The 16,530-nt window shown below is 37.3% G+C and carries 17 protein-coding genes; 11 read left to right on the forward strand and 6 right to left on the reverse strand.

The window, feature by feature from the left end; translation table 11 throughout:
- Positions 1-65: 65 nt before the first annotated feature.
- The 4 genes from B1NLA3E_RS06105 (at position 66) to B1NLA3E_RS06120 (ending at position 3,762) form a co-directional block, all read left to right on the forward strand.
- Positions 66-1,193, forward strand: coding sequence for an N-acetyldiaminopimelate deacetylase (locus B1NLA3E_RS06105; RefSeq protein ID WP_015592962.1), 1,128 nt, complete (start codon positions 66-68; stop codon positions 1,191-1,193).
- A gap of 284 nt (positions 1,194-1,477) precedes the next feature.
- Positions 1,478-2,020, forward strand: a complete 543-nt coding sequence (locus B1NLA3E_RS06110; protein ID WP_015592963.1) for a peroxiredoxin — start codon at positions 1,478-1,480, stop codon at positions 2,018-2,020.
- 130 nt (positions 2,021-2,150) lie between these two features.
- Entirely contained in the window at positions 2,151-3,032 is an 882-nt protein-coding gene (locus B1NLA3E_RS06115; RefSeq protein ID WP_015592964.1) for a DUF4349 domain-containing protein, read from the forward strand.
- Positions 3,033-3,102: 70 nt separating this feature from the next.
- Positions 3,103-3,762, forward strand: a complete 660-nt coding sequence (locus tag B1NLA3E_RS06120; protein ID WP_015592965.1) for a potassium channel family protein — start codon at positions 3,103-3,105, stop codon at positions 3,760-3,762.
- Between the two features lie 238 nt (positions 3,763-4,000).
- Here the strand turns inward: B1NLA3E_RS06120 and rnjA are convergent, their stop codons facing one another.
- On the reverse strand, positions 4,001-5,668 hold the full coding sequence (gene rnjA, locus B1NLA3E_RS06125) for a ribonuclease J1 (protein ID WP_015592966.1): 1,668 nt from the start codon (positions 5,666-5,668) through the stop codon (positions 4,001-4,003).
- 3 nt (positions 5,669-5,671) lie between these two features.
- Positions 5,672-5,884 carry a DNA-dependent RNA polymerase subunit epsilon gene (locus B1NLA3E_RS06130; protein ID WP_015592967.1) on the reverse strand — a complete coding sequence of 71 codons (213 nt, stop codon included), beginning with the start codon at positions 5,882-5,884 and terminating at the stop codon, positions 5,672-5,674.
- A gap of 939 nt (positions 5,885-6,823) precedes the next feature.
- On the opposite strand from B1NLA3E_RS06130, the gene B1NLA3E_RS06135 reads away from it, so the two are divergent.
- Complete coding sequence (locus B1NLA3E_RS06135; protein WP_015592968.1) at positions 6,824-7,594, forward strand: Cof-type HAD-IIB family hydrolase; 771 nt, start codon at positions 6,824-6,826, stop codon at positions 7,592-7,594.
- Between the two features lie 47 nt (positions 7,595-7,641).
- Here B1NLA3E_RS06135 and def read toward each other — a convergent pair whose 3' ends face one another.
- Both def and B1NLA3E_RS06145 read right to left on the reverse strand, forming a co-directional pair.
- Entirely contained in the window at positions 7,642-8,196 is a 555-nt protein-coding gene (gene def / locus B1NLA3E_RS06140) for a peptide deformylase (RefSeq protein WP_015592969.1), read from the reverse strand.
- A 180-nt stretch (positions 8,197-8,376) separates the two neighbouring features.
- On the reverse strand, positions 8,377-8,523 hold the full coding sequence (locus tag B1NLA3E_RS06145) for a YjcZ family sporulation protein (protein WP_041580352.1): 147 nt from the start codon (positions 8,521-8,523) through the stop codon (positions 8,377-8,379).
- 212 nt (positions 8,524-8,735) lie between these two features.
- Between B1NLA3E_RS06145 and B1NLA3E_RS06150 the strand changes: the two genes are divergently transcribed.
- The 5 genes from B1NLA3E_RS06150 to lpdA all read left to right on the forward strand — a co-directional run bounded on the left by B1NLA3E_RS06150 (position 8,736) and on the right by lpdA (position 14,763).
- Positions 8,736-9,404 (forward strand): YkyA family protein, encoded by a 669-nt coding sequence (locus tag B1NLA3E_RS06150; RefSeq protein ID WP_015592970.1) that lies wholly within the window; start codon positions 8,736-8,738, stop codon positions 9,402-9,404.
- Positions 9,405-9,804: 400 nt separating this feature from the next.
- Positions 9,805-10,917 (forward strand): pyruvate dehydrogenase (acetyl-transferring) E1 component subunit alpha, encoded by a 1,113-nt coding sequence (pdhA, locus tag B1NLA3E_RS06155; protein WP_015592971.1) that lies wholly within the window; start codon positions 9,805-9,807, stop codon positions 10,915-10,917.
- 3 nt (positions 10,918-10,920) lie between these two features.
- On the forward strand, positions 10,921-11,898 hold the full coding sequence (locus B1NLA3E_RS06160; RefSeq protein ID WP_015592972.1) for an alpha-ketoacid dehydrogenase subunit beta: 978 nt from the start codon (positions 10,921-10,923) through the stop codon (positions 11,896-11,898).
- Between the two features lie 114 nt (positions 11,899-12,012).
- Positions 12,013-13,350: a dihydrolipoamide acetyltransferase family protein gene (locus tag B1NLA3E_RS06165; RefSeq protein ID WP_015592973.1), complete on the forward strand. Its 1,338-nt coding sequence runs from the start codon at positions 12,013-12,015 to the stop codon at positions 13,348-13,350.
- 3 nt (positions 13,351-13,353) lie between these two features.
- Entirely contained in the window at positions 13,354-14,763 is a 1,410-nt protein-coding gene (gene lpdA / locus B1NLA3E_RS06170) for a dihydrolipoyl dehydrogenase (protein ID WP_015592974.1), read from the forward strand.
- 57 nt (positions 14,764-14,820) lie between these two features.
- Here the strand turns inward: lpdA and B1NLA3E_RS06175 are convergent, their stop codons facing one another.
- Positions 14,821-15,210 carry a hypothetical protein gene (locus B1NLA3E_RS06175; protein ID WP_015592975.1) on the reverse strand — a complete coding sequence of 130 codons (390 nt, stop codon included), beginning with the start codon at positions 15,208-15,210 and terminating at the stop codon, positions 14,821-14,823.
- Positions 15,211-15,624: 414 nt separating this feature from the next.
- Here B1NLA3E_RS06175 and B1NLA3E_RS06180 point away from each other — a divergent pair, with 414 nt between their 5' ends.
- Positions 15,625-15,876, forward strand: coding sequence for a hypothetical protein (locus B1NLA3E_RS06180; protein WP_041580353.1), 252 nt, complete (start codon positions 15,625-15,627; stop codon positions 15,874-15,876).
- Positions 15,877-16,076: 200 nt separating this feature from the next.
- Here B1NLA3E_RS06180 and B1NLA3E_RS06185 read toward each other — a convergent pair whose 3' ends face one another.
- Positions 16,077-16,511: a DUF1885 family protein gene (locus B1NLA3E_RS06185; RefSeq protein ID WP_015592976.1), complete on the reverse strand. Its 435-nt coding sequence runs from the start codon at positions 16,509-16,511 to the stop codon at positions 16,077-16,079.
- Positions 16,512-16,530 lie beyond the last annotated feature (19 nt).

Below are 16,530 nucleotides of genomic sequence, written 5' to 3' on the forward strand. Positions count from 1 at the left end.
TTTGGAGCTGAAAGCGTGGGTCCAAGGGTCCACGTTTTTTCTAGTTAAGAGAGGAGATGGATAAAATGACCTTACATCCTTTTGTAGAAATAAGAAGAGAACTTCATCAAATACCAGAACTAGGATTTCAGGAATTTAAGACCCAAAAATACCTGTTAGATTACCTAAATACCCTTCCAAAAGAAAGAATCGAAATAAGGACTTGGGAAACAGGACTTGTTGTGAGAGTGAAAGGAAGCTCGGCTAATAAAACAATAGCCTATCGAACAGACATAGATGGATTACCAATATCAGAAGAAACGGAACTGCCTTTTCATTCTCAACACCCTGGCAATATGCATGCCTGTGGCCATGATTTTCATATGAGTATAGCATTAGGAGTCCTAACGCATTTTGTGGAAAATCAAATCGATGATCATTTAGTATTTATTTTTCAACCAGCAGAAGAGGGTCCTGGTGGGGCTGAACCGATGTTAAACTCTAATGTATTGGATGGATGGGAGCCAGATATGATTATGGCACTCCATATTGCTCCTGAATATCCTGTTGGAACAATCGCAGTAAAACCTGGTCTTCTTTTCGCTAATACGTCGGAATTATTTATCGATTTAAAAGGAAAAGGAGGACACGCTGCTTATCCACATCAAACCATTGATATGGTTTTAGCTGCATGTACATTAGTAACACAGCTACAATCTGTCGTTTCCAGAAACGTTGACCCATTAGATAGTGCGGTTATCACAATTGGGAAAATAGCGGGGGGTACTGTTCAAAACATAATTGCCGAAAGAGCGCGTTTAGAAGGTACAATCCGCACCCTCTCGGCAGAATCGATGGAAAAAGTACAGGCAAGGGTTCAAGCCATTGTAAATGGCATAGAAGTTGGTTTCCAATGTCAAGCCAAGGTTGATTTTGGCGCAATGTATTATCAAGTATATAATCATCACGAATTAACCTTAGAGTTTATGGACTTTGTTGCAAACCATACGGATATGAAGGTCGTAGAATGTAAGGAAGCCATGACTGGAGAAGATTTTGGATATATGTTAAAGGATATTCCTGGTTTCATGTTTTGGTTAGGCGTGGAGTCTGAATATGGACTTCATCATTCAAAATTACTTCCAAATGAAAAAGCAATAGAGGAAGGAATCGCAGGGATCATAAATTATATTAATTTTAAAGGAAATCGTTGATAGGACAAGGCTGTTCATTTGGGTTTTATGTATAGGTAATGATAAAATATAGCTGAAACCGCGTGTGAATTGGCACCCTTTTGACTAATAAACAGTTTAAGAACCATAGATAGAGGGAAAACCATGTAATGGTGCTTTTTTTACCTTTATTATAATTAATACTTTATTAAATTTATTATAATTTAATATTGACTAAAAATAAAAAAGCTAATATAATAAAAAATGTGAACAGGGTATACATGAGGGTACAATCCTCATTGAATTTAAAATTGGAGGGATTTTTGATGTCAGAACGTTTAGTAGGGAAACAAGCTCCACGCTTTGAAATGGATGCTGTATTGCCAAACAAAGAATTTGGAAAAGTAAGTTTAGAAGAGAATATGAAAAATGATAAGTGGACTGTATTATTCTTCTATCCAATGGACTTCACTTTCGTTTGCCCAACAGAAATCGTTGCAGTTTCTGAACGTTATAGTGAATTTGAAGATCTTGATGCAGAAGTAATTGGCGTATCAACAGATACAATTCACACACATTTAGCATGGATTAATACAGATCGTAAAGATAATGGCCTTGGAGAATTAAAATATCCATTGGCAGCTGATCATAATCATCTTGTTGCTCGTGACTATGGTGTACTTATTGAAGAAGAAGGAATTGCACTTCGCGGATTATTCATCATCAGCCCTGAAGGTGAACTAATGTATGCAGTTGTTCATCACAACAATATTGGTCGCGATGTTGATGAAACTTTACGCGTTCTTCAAGCATTACAAACTGGTGGTCTTTGCCCAGCGAACTGGAGACCTGGACAAGCTACACTTTAATATCATCATCTGACTTCTCAAGGGAGACCTAACAACTACGTTAGGTCTTCTTTTTTCTGTTTTATCTCCTTTTGAAACTTTTAGGATTAATTTTCGTCAATTGTTTAATTCGGAAATAGGGGGGACTGTGATGTTTATAAAGCGTTATCTACCGTTCTTAATCTTTATCATGCTCCTGTTAAGTGCATGCAGTGGAAATACTCAAGAAAAAAAGAGCCTTGGATCAAATGAAGTCCAGCAATCTGATTCTGTAACAAGTTCTAAAGCTCAATCAAAAAATGAAAAAGATGTACCACCAATCAATGCAAAGGGTAATCAAACTACTTCACCAAACCAAAAGGTAATCTACACCGCAGATCTACAATTAGAAGTGAAGGACTTAAAAAAGGCAAACAAACTTCTTGAGCAAGCGGTCAAAAATGTTGAAGGTTATATCATTCAATCAAACATTTATCAAGATAGTGACCAAACATATCATGCCTCGCTTACAATAAGGGTCCCACAAGGATCTTTTGAACAGTTTTTAGATCAAGCTGAGAGACTAGCTGTTAAGGTTGAACAGCGGAATGTCAGTGGCTCTGACGTATCAGAGGAATACGTTGATTTAGAGTCGAGGCTTAAATCAAAAAGGGCAGTGGAAAGCAGGCTGTTAGATTTTATGCAAAAAGCCACAACAACAGAGGATTTATTAAAAATCTCTACTGATCTAGCTACTGTCCAAGAACAAATTGAACAAATAACAGGAAGAATAAAATATTTAGACAATCAGGTTGATTTTTCCACTATTACGATTGCTCTAAGTGAAAATAAAATTTCCGTTCCAGCGTTAGAAAAGACAGATTTGAACACGATAGAGAAGACCAAAAAGCAATTTATGACGAGCATAAACTGGATCTTAATAACGTTGTCAGGTGTTGCAGTATTGATATTCGGTAATATTCCAATTTTGCTGGTTGTGGGACTTATAATCGGTGTTGTTTTTTTCTTCCTCAGACGTAAAAAAAGAGCCTAGTAACCTTAATTCTAAAAGATATGCTAAAATAAGTACAAATAATAGAATGTGTTGTTTGGGGGATGTTGGAGTGAAAAAGGAGTTTGCGGTTATTGGGTTAGGCCGTTTCGGTGGAAGTATATGCCGCACGTTAGCTGAACAAGGAATGGAAGTATTGGCTATTGATAGCGATGAAGATTTGGTGAATGAATTTTCGACGATTGCTTCACATGCGGTTGTAGCAGATTCTACAGATGAGAATGTACTAAAAAGTCTTGGTCTCAGAAATTTTGATCATGTTATTGTTGCCATCGGTGATGATATCAAATCAAGTATTTTAACAACACTTATTCTAATTGAGCTAGGGGTAAAAAATATTACCGTAAAAGCTCAAGACGATTATCATGAAAAGGTTTTACGGAAAATTGGTGCTGATCACGTTGTCCACCCAGAGCGTGATATGGGGAGAAGAATTGCTAACAATATTTCTTCTAATAACGTATTAGATTATCTCGAGCTATCTGAAGAACATAGCATTGTTGAAATTGTTGCCAATGGAAAATTGGGAGGACATTCTATTATCGATTTAGACATTCGTGCCAAATATGGTATTAATATTGTTGCCATTAAAAGAGGGAAAAATATTATTGTTTCTCCACAAGCAAATGAAGTCATTCAAGCAGATGATGTACTAATTGTCATTGGGGCGGATGTAGATATTAATCGCTTCGAAAAAAAAGCAACCCATTAAAAACATTAACGAATTCGGTTTTCGAGTATAAATCTTGAAAGTAGCGCCCAAAAAGATGAAAAAGGCGTCAATTGGGTAACTACTCCAGTGAAGTAGCGCCCGAAAAGATGAAAAGAGCGTCAATTGGGTAACTAGTCGAGAATAAAATAATGAAACGCTCAGAGTTTTTAATCTCTGAGCGTTTTCTAGTACCTATTATTGTGTTAATTAATTCTGGTGCATTTCTATTCCGCTTTGTTTAAACTTCCATAATAATAGGTAAAATCATAGGTCGACGTTTTGTTTTTTCATAAAGGAATGGAGATAGTGTATCGGCAATTTCATTTTTTATTTCAGACCATTGAGTTGTTTTACGTTCCATCACTTTTCCCAAATGCTTCGTGATTAATACTTGAGCATCATTGATAAGATCACTCGATTCTCTCATATAAACAAATCCACGAGAAATAATATCAGGACCTGCTGCAACCTTAAAGTCCTTCATATTAATGCTAACGACTACGATTACAAGACCTTCTTCAGATAAAATTCTTCTGTCTCGTAACACAATGTTTCCGATATCACCGATACCACTTCCATCAATATAAACGGAACCAGATGGGATTTTACCAGCAACTTGAGCCGAGCTATCGCTAAGGGCAAGCACTTCACCATTGTCCATTAAGAAACAATTTTCCTCTGCTACACCACAATCAACCGCTAATTTTGCGTGCATTCTTTGCATACGGTATTCACCATGAATCGGCATAAAAAATTTAGGCTTGATTAAACGGAGCATTAATTTTTGTTCTTCTTGTCCACCATGTCCAGAGGTATGGATATCACTTAATGGACCGTGGATTACGTCCGCACCAGCTTTGAAGAGCATGTTGATGGTTCTGCTAACGCTTATTGTATTTCCTGGAATAGGTGATGATGAGAAAACTACCGTATCCCCAGGGATAATTTGAATTTGACGGTGTGTTCCACTAGCAATACGAGAAAGTGCTGCCATAGGTTCCCCTTGGCTTCCTGTACATAAAATGGTTACTTTGTTAGCAGGAATCCGATTAATTTGCTGCGCATCAATAAAAGTTTCCTTAGGAGCACGAATATATCCCAGATCAAGTCCAATTTCTATTGCTGCTTCCATACTTCTTCCAAAAACAGCAACTTTTCGCCCATTTAAAACAGCAGCTTCTATTACTTGCTGAAGTCGATGAATATTTGATGCAAAGGTTGCAAAAATGACACGACCATCAACCTTTCGGAATACATCATGAATACTTTCACCAACTCGACGCTCTGACATCGTGAAGTTAGGAATTTCACTGTTCGTACTATCAGAAAGAAGACAAAGGACTCCTTCCTTTCCGATTTCAGCCATTTTTGTTAAATTTGCAGGTTCACCTACAGGAGTAAAATCAAATTTAAAATCACCTGTATGGACTACTTGTCCAGGAGGAGTTTTTACTACAATACCGTACGAATCCGGGATACTATGTGTAGTTCGGAAAAATGAAACGGACGTTTTTCGGAATTTAATAATTTCCTCTTCCTTAATTTCGTAAAGCTTTGCGTTTCTTAATAATCCATGTTCCTCTAACTTATTTTTTATTAGAGCTAGAGCGAGTTTCCCGCCATAGATCGGAATGTTGATTTCGCGAAGCAAATATGGAATTCCCCCGATATGGTCCTCGTGACCATGGGTAACAAATAATCCTTTAATTTTATCCTCATTCTTTATTAAATAAGAATAATCTGGAATTACATAATCAATTCCAAGTAACTCGTCTTCTGGAAATTTAATTCCCGCATCAATTAATATAATTTCATCTTGAAATTGAACTCCGTAGGTGTTTTTTCCAATTTCCCCTAAGCCACCTAGGGCAAATACGGCTGTTTGATCATTTTTGACAAATTTCATAAATTATTCAATCTCCAATACTTTATAGTCTTCATTTTTTTGTTCATATTCTAAAAATGCACCTTTAACTGCTTGTACATACTCGATATTAAAAGCTTTATGTGCTAACTTTTTCCGAACATCTAGTTCAGACTCCGCCTCAAGGTAAAGTGTTTTAGTATTTTCACGTACAGCTACCTGCTTGCTAGATTCTTGATAATAAACTTTGAAAATCATTTTAAATCTCTCCTTAATCCGTAATTTCTTTTTATATAAATTAGATACTTTAACTTCGTTAAAGTAATAAAGCGTCATAGAAATAGCTTTATGTCTAACTCCATGAGTAAATTTATGTAGGAAAAGCTTTTAGAAGGGAGTAACAAAATCATCGCGGACGAATCTTAAATATTTGATTTTGTTAATATTATTGGGCTTTTTCTTATTATATATAAGTTTTAAAGGTTTTTCATTTATTTTCTTATTGTACCAAATTATTCATGGGAAGGTAGGGTAAGGTCAATTAAGGTATGTGGTCCGTTAATTACCAATTTACAATAAGGAAGAAGCCCTTCGCAAGTTTGAAGGGCTCAAAAACTATGCAATGGATTTTTTTCGAAGCAATTCTTTCCACTGTTTTAAAAGCTTCTTTCTAAGCTTCTTTAACATTGTGGATCATCTCCTCACTTCTTATTTTAAACAATCCTTGTCCAATGTAAAGTAAATAAAGATTGTTTAAAAAAATGGACCTTGATTTTTTTATTATTCTTACTAGTATATGAATTATTTGACTTATTTTTCATGGTTAAAGATGGAAATCATAATCGAACATGAATTGACAACTTTAACAGAAAAGTTTAGGGTTTATTTGCAGGTATAGATCTGCTAAATTAACTGTTATTTTTCGGCTGTTTTCGTAATCTTTGTTGATATTTACTAAAAGAGAAGAGTGGTTGATTTCCGCTCCAGGATGCTCGCTTTCCGCGGGGCGGGCGGTGAGCCTCCTCGGCGCTTTAGCGCCTGTGGGGTCTCACCTGTCCCGCTGCTCCCGCAGGAGTCTCGCACCTTCCGCTCCAATCAACTTCTTTATCAACGGTTTGCTTTTCACAAAACCAATTTAAAAAACAACAATCTTTTAGAAAACAGCCTATTTTTTATAGTAAAGGGGAAACTTCTTAGATGAGTAAAATTGTTTTTTTTGATATTGATGGAACATTGTTAGATCACGAAAAAAAACTCCCAGTTAAAACGAAAGAGGCAGTAAAGCAGCTAAAGGAAAATGGGGTGTTTGTTGCAATTGCAACAGGTAGAGCACCGTTTATGTTTGAACAATTAAGAAATGAACTAGATATAGATTCATATGTAAGCTACAACGGACAGTATGTTGTTTTTGAAAATGAAGTGATTTATACAAATCCATTACATACGGATGAACTAGATCGCTTGCATTCAAATGCAAACTCGTACGGACATCCGATTGTATTTATGAATGAAAAAACAATGAAATCAAATGTTCCACATCACTACTATATTGAAAAAAGTATGGATAGTTTAAAACTAGCTCATCCTGAACAGGATGCAACCTTTTATCATAATAAAGATATTCTACAATCACTGTTGTTTGTTGAAGAGAAAGAAGAACATTTGTATTCGGATGAATACCCACATTTTCAATTTGTTCGTTGGCATCCATATTCAGTCGATGTACTGCCAAAGGGTGGGTCTAAGGCAGAAGGAATAAAAAAATTGATTGATCGGTTAGGTTTTAAGATTGAAGATGTTTATGCATTTGGAGATGGATTAAATGACATGGAGATGCTTCAAGCAGTTGGAACGGCTGTTGCCATGGGAAATGCTGTAAGCGAGTTGAAACAGCATGCTACATTGATTACAAAAGACGTAGATCAAGACGGAATTTGGCATGGTTTAAAGGAATTAGAACTAATTTAATGAATAGAAAACAAGCTTGTGATCAAAAAACGGATCACAAGCTTGTTTTATCTCTCAATTTCAATTGCGTTTTCTGGGTGATGATAGGGGTCTTGTTTGTTGATGTAATCGTAAAACATGATTCCGTTAAGATGGTCTATTTCATGTTGGAAAACAACCGAAGGAAGTCCTTTTAATCTTAATTTCACTTCTTTTCCATCTAAGTCGATAGCTTTCACCGTAATTCTTGCATGTCTTGGCACATATCCAGGAAAAGGATCGTCTACAGAGAGGCAACCCTCACCAGAGCTTAAAAAAGAATTTTCCACAGAATGACTAACGATCTTTGGATTAAAGAGAGCGTAACTAAACAATTCTCCCTTTTCATCCCGGACGTGGATGGCGATCATCCGTTTAGCAATATTGATTTGCGGAGCTGCAAGCCCAATTCCCGGGCGGAGACCATATTGATTAGCAATCTCTGGATTTTGGCTATTTTGGACAAACTCCAAAAGATCAGCCAGAATTTTTTTGTCCTCCTCTGAAGCAGGTATTGGTACCGCTTCTGCAATTTGACGCAACGTAGGATGCCCGTCCCTGATAATGTCTTCCATTGTAAGCATAGCTGTATTACACTCCCATAAAATATTTTTTCATTATTTTTGTAAAAAATTCAATAATATTTACATCTGAATACTATGTATGTAGTCTAACAAACAATTATAAAAAAGTTAACAAGAAAAGCCCAAGAGTTTTATTATAAAGAGGGGAAACATCCCCCTCCCTAAGAATTCATTTATGAATTAACAGAAAGCACTTCCGACTATAATTAAAAGAATAAAGAGGACAACGATGAGCGCGAAACCTCCTCTGAATCCTCCAACCGGATAACCACAACCACCGTAACCTACACCACATCCACCATATCCATAACCACCATATCCAAACATAAGGTCAACCTCCTTGAATTTGATTCGTCATCTAGACGTTCAATATAACTTATGTAATGAAAAATAAATTGGTATAGGCTGTTGCCTAAACATAAACTGAATAGAAATATGAATAAGTTGTTTTTGATTCACATAACACTCGCTACCTACTATTGTCAAATATCATAACAATCGATATAGTAAGAATTGGAAGAAGGTTAGGGGGTTTCTATGTGTCGAAAATAAGAAAAATACAATTTTTCACCTTACTATTAATGGTTTCTTTTTCTTTAACCGGCTGTTTTGGTCAAAAAACACCAGTAGAGAAAATGTTCACAGTGATGGAAAATGTGGTGGATGAGGAAAAAGGCTTTGAGGAGCAGCAGAAGCCATTAGTGGAGCTTGAACAAAAAGAAAAAGATCTTTATGAAAAAATAATTTCTTTAGGAAGCAAGGAAAATGACCAAATTGTTAAGCTTTCAGATGAAGCTATCTCCGTTGTCCTAGAGCGAGAAAAACATATGGAAAAAGAACAAAAAAGTTTAATTGCATCAAAAAAGAAATTTGAAACCATTTCCCCTTTCATTACAAAATTAGATGATTCCGATTTAAAAAATAGGGCGAATGATTTATATGAACTGATGAATAAGCGATATGAAATTCATGATTTATTATATGAGAATTACATGTTGGGCACACAATATGATATTGAATTGTATAAAATGCTTAAAGATAAAGAGGCTTCAATGGAGCAATTGGATAATCAAGTTACTAAAATTAATGAAACTTATGATAAGGTCCTAAAAGCGAATGAGCAGTTTAATCAACAAACTAAGAAGTATAATGAAACGAAGTTGAATTTTTACAAAAAAGCGGGGATAAAAGTCAGTGAAGCAAAGTAAGATAGTTTAAAAGAAGAATCGACATTTATGTCGGTTCTTTTTATTATGTTAAAGTGACATTTATCACTATAACAGAAGTAAAAAACTATTGGTTTTATAGTACAGTTTTTGAAAAATCGATAGTACAGGGGCGAAAATAAAGATATGTACAAAATGTGAAAAAAGATAAGTTGTTATGATTGACGTGGTTATTTTGTGTGGTGTAAACTGAAATCATTAGGAAGTCATTGTATTAGTTTTTATTTTAAAATAACTAATACAGAGTGTTAGTTATCATACACATTTCACAAAACTGTCATATATCAATTCACTTCTAATCTTGCATGTTTTGGGGAATCCTATTTTTGATATGTCTATTTCTACATTTATATTCTTTTATTGAAAGGAAGAGGTGACTCTTATGAAATCGAATACAAAAACACAATTGGATATAAAAAAACAGTTTGAAATAGTAGAAGAGCAATTTCAAACTTTACAGATTTTAAATGAAGAGGGCCAAGTTGTTAATGAATCTGCTATGCCTGAATTGAGTGACGAACAATTACAAGAATTAATGAGCAGGATGGTATATACACGTATTCTTGATCAACGATCAATCTCTTTAAACCGCCAAGGGCGTTTAGGATTTTATGCACCGACTGCTGGTCAAGAGGCTTCTCAATTGGCTTCACAATTTGCTTTAGAAAAAGAAGATTTCATTTTGCCAGGATATCGGGATGTTCCGCAACTAATATGGCATGGATTGCCTTTATTCCAAGCATTTTTATGGTCAAGAGGTCATATGGAGGGAATGAATGTTCCTGAGGGAGTAAATGTTCTTCATCCACAAATTATTATTGGTGCTCAGTATGTTCAGACTGCTGGTGTCGCCCTTGGAATGAAAAAACGTGGAGCAAAATCCGTAGCGATTACTTATACAGGAGACGGCGGAACTTCTCAGGGAGATTTTTATGAAGGAATGAACTTTGCAGGTGCATTCAAAGCCCCAGCCATCTTTATTGTTCAAAATAACCGATTTGCCATTTCGACTCCTGTTAACAAGCAATCAGCAACAAAGACGCTTGCTCAAAAAGCTGTTGCAGCAGGTATCCCTGGTATCCAAGTTGATGGGATGGACCCATTAGCCGTGTATGTGGCAACTCATGATGCTCGCCTGCGTGCAATTAATGGCGATGGACCAACACTAATTGAAACTTTAACTTACCGATATGGACCACATACAATGGCCGGAGATGATCCAACTCGTTACCGCACAGCTGACCTTGATAATGAATGGGAAAAGAAGGATCCATTGGTTCGTTTTCGGAAATTCCTTGAAAATAAGGGGATTTGGAATGAGGAGAAAGAAAGTGAAGTAATAGAAAAGGCAAAAGAAGATATTAAAGAGGCTATCAAAAAGGCAGATGCTGCATCAAAACAAAAAGTGACTGATCTAATGTCCATTATGTATGAAGAAATGCCTTCTAACTTAAAAGAACAATATGAAATATACAAAGCAAAGGAGTCGAAGTAAACGATGGCTCAATTGACAATGATTCAAGCGATAACCGATGCTCTTCGGTCTGAGCTTCGCAATGATCCTAATGTATTAGTTTTTGGTGAAGATGTAGGGGTTAATGGTGGTGTTTTCCGGGCAACTGAGAATCTGCAAAAAGAATTCGGTGAAGAACGAGTATTTGACACTCCGTTAGCTGAATCTGCTATTGGTGGTTTAGCCGTTGGTCTTAGCTTGCAAGGGTTCCGTCCAGTCCCTGAAATTCAATTTTTTGGATTTGTATTTGAAGTTATGGATTCCATTTCTGGGCAACTAGCTCGGATGCGCTATCGATCTGGTGGTAGATACAATGCACCTGTTACCATTCGCTCGCCGTTTGGTGGAGGCGTACACACTCCAGATATGCATGCAGATAGTTTAGAAGGCCTTATGGCTCAACAGCCAGGATTAAAGGTTGTTATTCCATCGACTCCATATGATGCTAAAGGGCTTCTCATTGCATCAATCCGTGACAATGATCCAGTAATTTTTCTTGAACATATGAAGTTATACCGATCTTTCCGTCAAGAAGTTCCAGAAGAAGCTTATACAATCCCACTTGGGAAAGCTGATGTGAAACGTGAAGGTTCAGACCTTACGATTGTTACTTATGGTGCGATGGTTCATGAGTCATTAAAGGCAGCAGAAGAACTAGCAAAAGAAGGTCATTCTATTGAAGTGATTGACCTGCGAACTGTAAGTCCGATTGATATCGAGACCATTATCGCATCTGTTGAAAAAACAGGTCGTGCTATTGTGGTTCAAGAAGCACAAAAACAAGCTGGTATTTCAGCGCATGTTGTTGCAGAAATTAACGATCGTGCTATTTTAAGTCTGGAAGCACCTGTATTGCGTGTGACTGCGCCTGATACAGTATTCCCGTTCCCGCAAGCAGAATCCGTTTGGCTTCCAAATTATAAAGATGTGATTGAAACGGCTAAAAAGGTGTTGTCATTCTAAATTTATATATGATTAATGCTGGAGATAAAAACTGAAATCGCCAGTATTTCCCTAGTTTTTTGTTTGAGATATGAACGAATAATTATTTAGAACGTTATTAGGAGGGTGAATCCAGTGGCATTTCAATTTAGATTGCCTGACATCGGTGAAGGTATTCACGAAGGTGAAATTGTTAAATGGTTTGTGAAACCTGGAGATAAAATCCAAGAGGACGATGTGTTATGTGAGGTACAAAATGACAAAGCTGTTGTAGAAATTCCTTCTCCAGTTGCAGGTACAGTTGAGGAAGTTTTAATAGGAGAAGGAACCGTAGCAACGGTCGGTCAAGTATTGGTGACGTTTGATGCGCCAGGATATGAGGATATTCAATTTAAAGGTGACCACGAAGAAGATACAAAAGAAGAGGTGAAGGTAGAAGTCCCAGTTGCTCCAATAACTGCATCGACTCCAGCAGTTGTTGAAACACCAACACAAGCCTCCCCAGTAGCAGTTGCAAAGTCGCAAGCGGAAGTGGATCCAAACCGTCGCATTATTGCTATGCCTTCAGTTCGTAAATATGCCCGCGATAATGGTGTAGATATTCGGTTAGTGAGTGGCACGGGTAAGAATGGCCGTATATTAAAAGAAAATATAGATGCATTTTCAGCTGGTGGTGCTGCTGTTGTATCTATTGCTCAGGAACAACAAGTGGAAAATCAAGTTGTCCAGCCTGAAAAAGCGGCAACTATTTCTGCTATTCCACAAGGGCAATACCCTGAAACACGTGAAAAAATGAGCGGGATCAGGAAGGCAATTGCAAAAGCAATGGTTAACTCCAAGCATACAGCTCCACATGTCACATTAATGGATGAAATCGACGTGACAAAGCTTGTAGCAAATCGTAAAAAATTCAAAGAGGTAGCCGCTCAAAAAGGCATTAAGTTAACCTTCTTACCATACGTTGTGAAGGCACTTACTAGTGCACTTCGCGAATTCCCTGCTCTTAATACATCTCTTGATGATGCTGTAGGAGAAATTGTTCACAAACATTACTATAATATTGGAATTGCTGCTGATACTGAGAAAGGTTTACTTGTACCGGTAGTTAAAGATGCTGATCGAAAATCAATTTTCAATATTTCCAATGAAATTAATGAGCTAGCTACGAAAGCAAGAGATGGAAAACTAGCACCAGATGAAATGAAAGGTGCGTCCTGTACCATTTCAAACATTGGTTCTGCAGGCGGTCAGTGGTTTACCCCAGTTATTAACCATCCGGAAGTGGCAATCCTCGGAATCGGTAGAATCGCAGAAAAACCGATTGTGAGAGGTGGAGAAATCGTTGTTGCTCCTGTACTTTCATTGTCACTAAGTTTTGACCACAGAATGATTGATGGAGCCACTGCTCAAAATGCACTTAATCATATTAAAAAATTGCTAAACGATCCGGAACTATTGTTAATGGAGGCGTAAAACATGGTAGTAGGAGATTTCCCAATTGAGACTGATACAATTGTCATTGGTGCAGGACCCGGTGGTTATGTTGCAGCCATTCGCGCTGCTCAACTCGGCCAAAAGGTAACTATTGTCGAAAAAGGAGCTGTTGGTGGAGTTTGTTTAAACGTGGGTTGTATACCATCCAAAGCGTTAATTGCTGCGGGACATAAATATGAAACTGCAATACATTCTGAATCCATTGGTATTACTGCAGAGAATGTTAAAGTTGACTTTACCAAGGTTCAGGAATGGAAAGCGGGAGTTGTTAAAAAGCTTACTGGCGGTGTTGAAGGATTACTTAAAGGAAACAAGGTAAACATTGTTCGTGGTGAAGCCTACTTTGTAGATGCGAACACTCTTCGTGTGATGGATGAAAACTCTGCACAAACCTATACTTTTAATCATGCAATTATCGCAACGGGATCTCGACCTATTGAGCTCCCAGCCTTTAAATATTCAAAACGAGTACTTGATTCTACAGGTGCCCTAGCATTGCCTGAAATTCCTAAAAAAATTGTCGTAATCGGCGGCGGTTATATTGGAACTGAGCTAGGTGGAGCGTATGCAAACTTCGGGACTCAGGTAACGATTCTTGAAGGGACTGACGAAATTCTAAATGGTTTTGAGACGCAAATGTCCTCTATTGTGAAAAAGAACCTAAAGAAAAAAGGGGCAGACATCATTACCAATGCTTTAGCAAAAGGTGTTGTGGAAACAGAAAACTCTGTCACAATAAAATATGAAGTCAAAGGTGAAGAAAAAGCTGTTGAAGCTGACTATGTTTTTGTTATGGTTGGTCGTCGTCCAAATACAGATGAACTTGGTATAGAGCAGGTTGGTATTGAAATGACTGACCGGGGTGTTATAAAAATAGATAAACAATGTCGTACCAGCGTTGGTAACATATATGCAATTGGTGATATTGTACCTGGACCACCGCTTGCCCACAAAGCATCTTATGAAGCGAAAATTGCTGCCGAAGCGATTGCGGGACTACAAACGGAAATTGATTATCTTGGTATTCCTGCTGTTGTATTTTCAGATCCTGAACTAGCCTCTGTCGGTTATACGGAAAAACAGGCTAAAGAAGAGGGCCTTGAAGTAAATGCTTCAAAATTCCCTTTTGCGGCTAACGGTCGTGCATTGGCACTAGATGCGACGGATGGCTTCTTAAAGCTTGTGACTCGCAAAGCTGATGGTCTTGTTATTGGAGCACAAATCGCAGGATCAAGTGCCTCTGATATGATTGCTGAATTAGGATTGGCGATTGAAGCAGGAATGACTGCAGAAGATTTAGCGATGACGATTCACGCTCATCCAACTTTAGGAGAAATTACAATGGAAGCAGCCGAGGTTGCGATTGGACATCCAATCCACATTGTAAAATAAGAAAAAAGTCCTTTTCCAGTTAACTGGAAAAGGACTTTTTTTTCGTGGGTACAATATTTATTGGTTTTGGGTAAGGTCATTAGAAAGGACTTCAGCAATCGGTTCGATGATGTCCTCCTTTGTGGCATCTCCATTTATTTTCACTATGACTTTACGGTTATAAATAACTAGTAAGGCAGGGCATGAGTCGATATGATAGGTCTTAAAATATTGTTTTGCCTTTGTGGGTGAAAACACAAGCATTTTTTTTACTTCAGTTGGAAAGCTTTTCTTTAATTCTATCAAGGCGTCGTAATAGGGGGCTTCACCTGTATAATCGGCTTCATTGGAGAAGAATACGATTTGTTTCACATCATGCTTTATTTTTAGTTCTTTTTCATTAGAATTACTACATGAACCAGTCATCACCAACAATGAAGCAAGTAACAACAATGGCAGACCTTTCATTACGGCGCCTCACTTTTCTAATTTTTCAAATAGATTCTATTTTTATAGTAGGCTATGTTAAAGCTCATTGTTGATTTTTTGGACAGTGTTGATTGGAGTGGAAGGCGCGAAGACTCCTGCGGGAGCAGCGGGACAGGTGAGACCCCACAAGGCGCTTTAGCGCCGAGGAGGCTCACCGCCCGCCCCTAAGGTGCGCGAAGCGCCTGGAACGGAAATCAACATTCTAGTTTAACAGAGCCTTATAGTAAAAAATTCCTATATTTTTTCAGTACTAAGTAGCCATATTTTATCATAGGGGAAATAAAAAGAATTGCTTGTCATTTAAATGTTACACAAATGAAAAATATCTTATATATTCCCAACATATAATGACTTATAACAATGTGAAAGTATGGGTAGGTAATGGGGATGTGGATGAAAAGTTATGTAGTCGTGATGATACAGTTAATTATTTGGAGTGGTTATTCGATTATCGAATGGCTTTCTAAACATGACCAACCGCTTTATAACCGTTTAATGTTTTTTGTCTTTTTTTATTTAGCTTTTGTAATTGGAAATATTGTTATCAAATCTGTAAGGAAAACGGCGATAGTTACATTGGTAAGTCTTTCCTTATATAGCCTTGTACATGTTTCTTTGCCGCTCATTACCCATTTTGCAAACTAAAGAGACGACCAACTTTGGATTGGTCGTCAGTTGTTTTTATAAGCCGCTTCGCTTTTCTATCTGTCTAGCTCCAGCGCCTAGTGGACTTCACTTTCCTCCTTACGATATGTCAACATCGAATCGCTTTTCTCTCCGTGTTTCCTTTATCTCAGTCGGAGAGCTCCAGTCCATACGTCTCTAACCGGCCGCTTCCGCTTTTCTTATTTCCTTGGGTAGAAGTACATGACTCTTCCATTAAATAAGTGTAGTTCTCCTTGGAGTTTTTTAGCTAGAAACTTGCAAAATTCATTTGCTTTCCCCTTGTCCCCGACTGTTGAGTTTTCTGTTAACGTGATTTGAATGTAGGTTTGTTCAGTTTCTGTTCCAGCTTCATTTCGAATGAACTCTTGATCAATTCCTATTAGAATGGCGTGATAGCGATCTTTAGAAGAAAATAAATAAAACCATTTTCCCAGACTGTTTTCCTGTTCCTTTATTTCATATGGAAAGGCTGAACCATCATATTTCCAATCAATGAGGTCCCCGGTTTTTGCTGTAATATCCTTATAGTAATTAAAATAGGATTTAATATCATCGGTTGTGACATTTTGTTTTACAGAAGCAGGTACAAGCTTAATATATGCACTTTGTGTCATTTTTCATCCCCCAATTTCC

Source organism: Bacillus sp. 1NLA3E (assembly GCF_000242895.2).
Classification (GTDB): domain Bacteria; phylum Bacillota; class Bacilli; order Bacillales; family Cytobacillaceae; genus Bacillus_BU.

Bases quoted from the DNA above. Each gene is read 5' to 3' on its own strand.
- lpdA (WP_015592974.1), top strand. From the start codon at position 13,354: ATGGTAGTAGGAGATTTCCCAATTGAGACTGATACAATTGTCATTGGT.
- pdhA (WP_015592971.1), top strand. From the start codon at position 9,805: ATGAAATCGAATACAAAAACACAATTGGATATAAAAAAACAGTTTGAA.
- B1NLA3E_RS06175 (WP_015592975.1), bottom strand. From the start codon at position 15,210: ATGAAAGGTCTGCCATTGTTGTTACTTGCTTCATTGTTGGTGATGACT.
- B1NLA3E_RS06105 (WP_015592962.1), top strand. From the start codon at position 66: ATGACCTTACATCCTTTTGTAGAAATAAGAAGAGAACTTCATCAAATA.
- rnjA (WP_015592966.1), bottom strand. From the start codon at position 5,668: ATGAAATTTGTCAAAAATGATCAAACAGCCGTATTTGCCCTAGGTGGC.
- B1NLA3E_RS06160 (WP_015592972.1), top strand. From the start codon at position 10,921: ATGGCTCAATTGACAATGATTCAAGCGATAACCGATGCTCTTCGGTCT.
- B1NLA3E_RS06130 (WP_015592967.1), bottom strand. From the start codon at position 5,884: ATGATTTTCAAAGTTTATTATCAAGAATCTAGCAAGCAGGTAGCTGTA.
- B1NLA3E_RS06145 (WP_041580352.1), bottom strand. From the start codon at position 8,523: ATGTTTGGATATGGTGGTTATGGATATGGTGGATGTGGTGTAGGTTAC.
- B1NLA3E_RS06135 (WP_015592968.1), top strand. From the start codon at position 6,824: ATGAGTAAAATTGTTTTTTTTGATATTGATGGAACATTGTTAGATCAC.
- B1NLA3E_RS06180 (WP_041580353.1), top strand. From the start codon at position 15,625: ATGAAAAGTTATGTAGTCGTGATGATACAGTTAATTATTTGGAGTGGT.
- B1NLA3E_RS06185 (WP_015592976.1), bottom strand. From the start codon at position 16,511: ATGACACAAAGTGCATATATTAAGCTTGTACCTGCTTCTGTAAAACAA.
- B1NLA3E_RS06115 (WP_015592964.1), top strand. From the start codon at position 2,151: ATGTTTATAAAGCGTTATCTACCGTTCTTAATCTTTATCATGCTCCTG.
- B1NLA3E_RS06110 (WP_015592963.1), top strand. From the start codon at position 1,478: ATGTCAGAACGTTTAGTAGGGAAACAAGCTCCACGCTTTGAAATGGAT.
- def (WP_015592969.1), bottom strand. From the start codon at position 8,196: ATGCTTACAATGGAAGACATTATCAGGGACGGGCATCCTACGTTGCGT.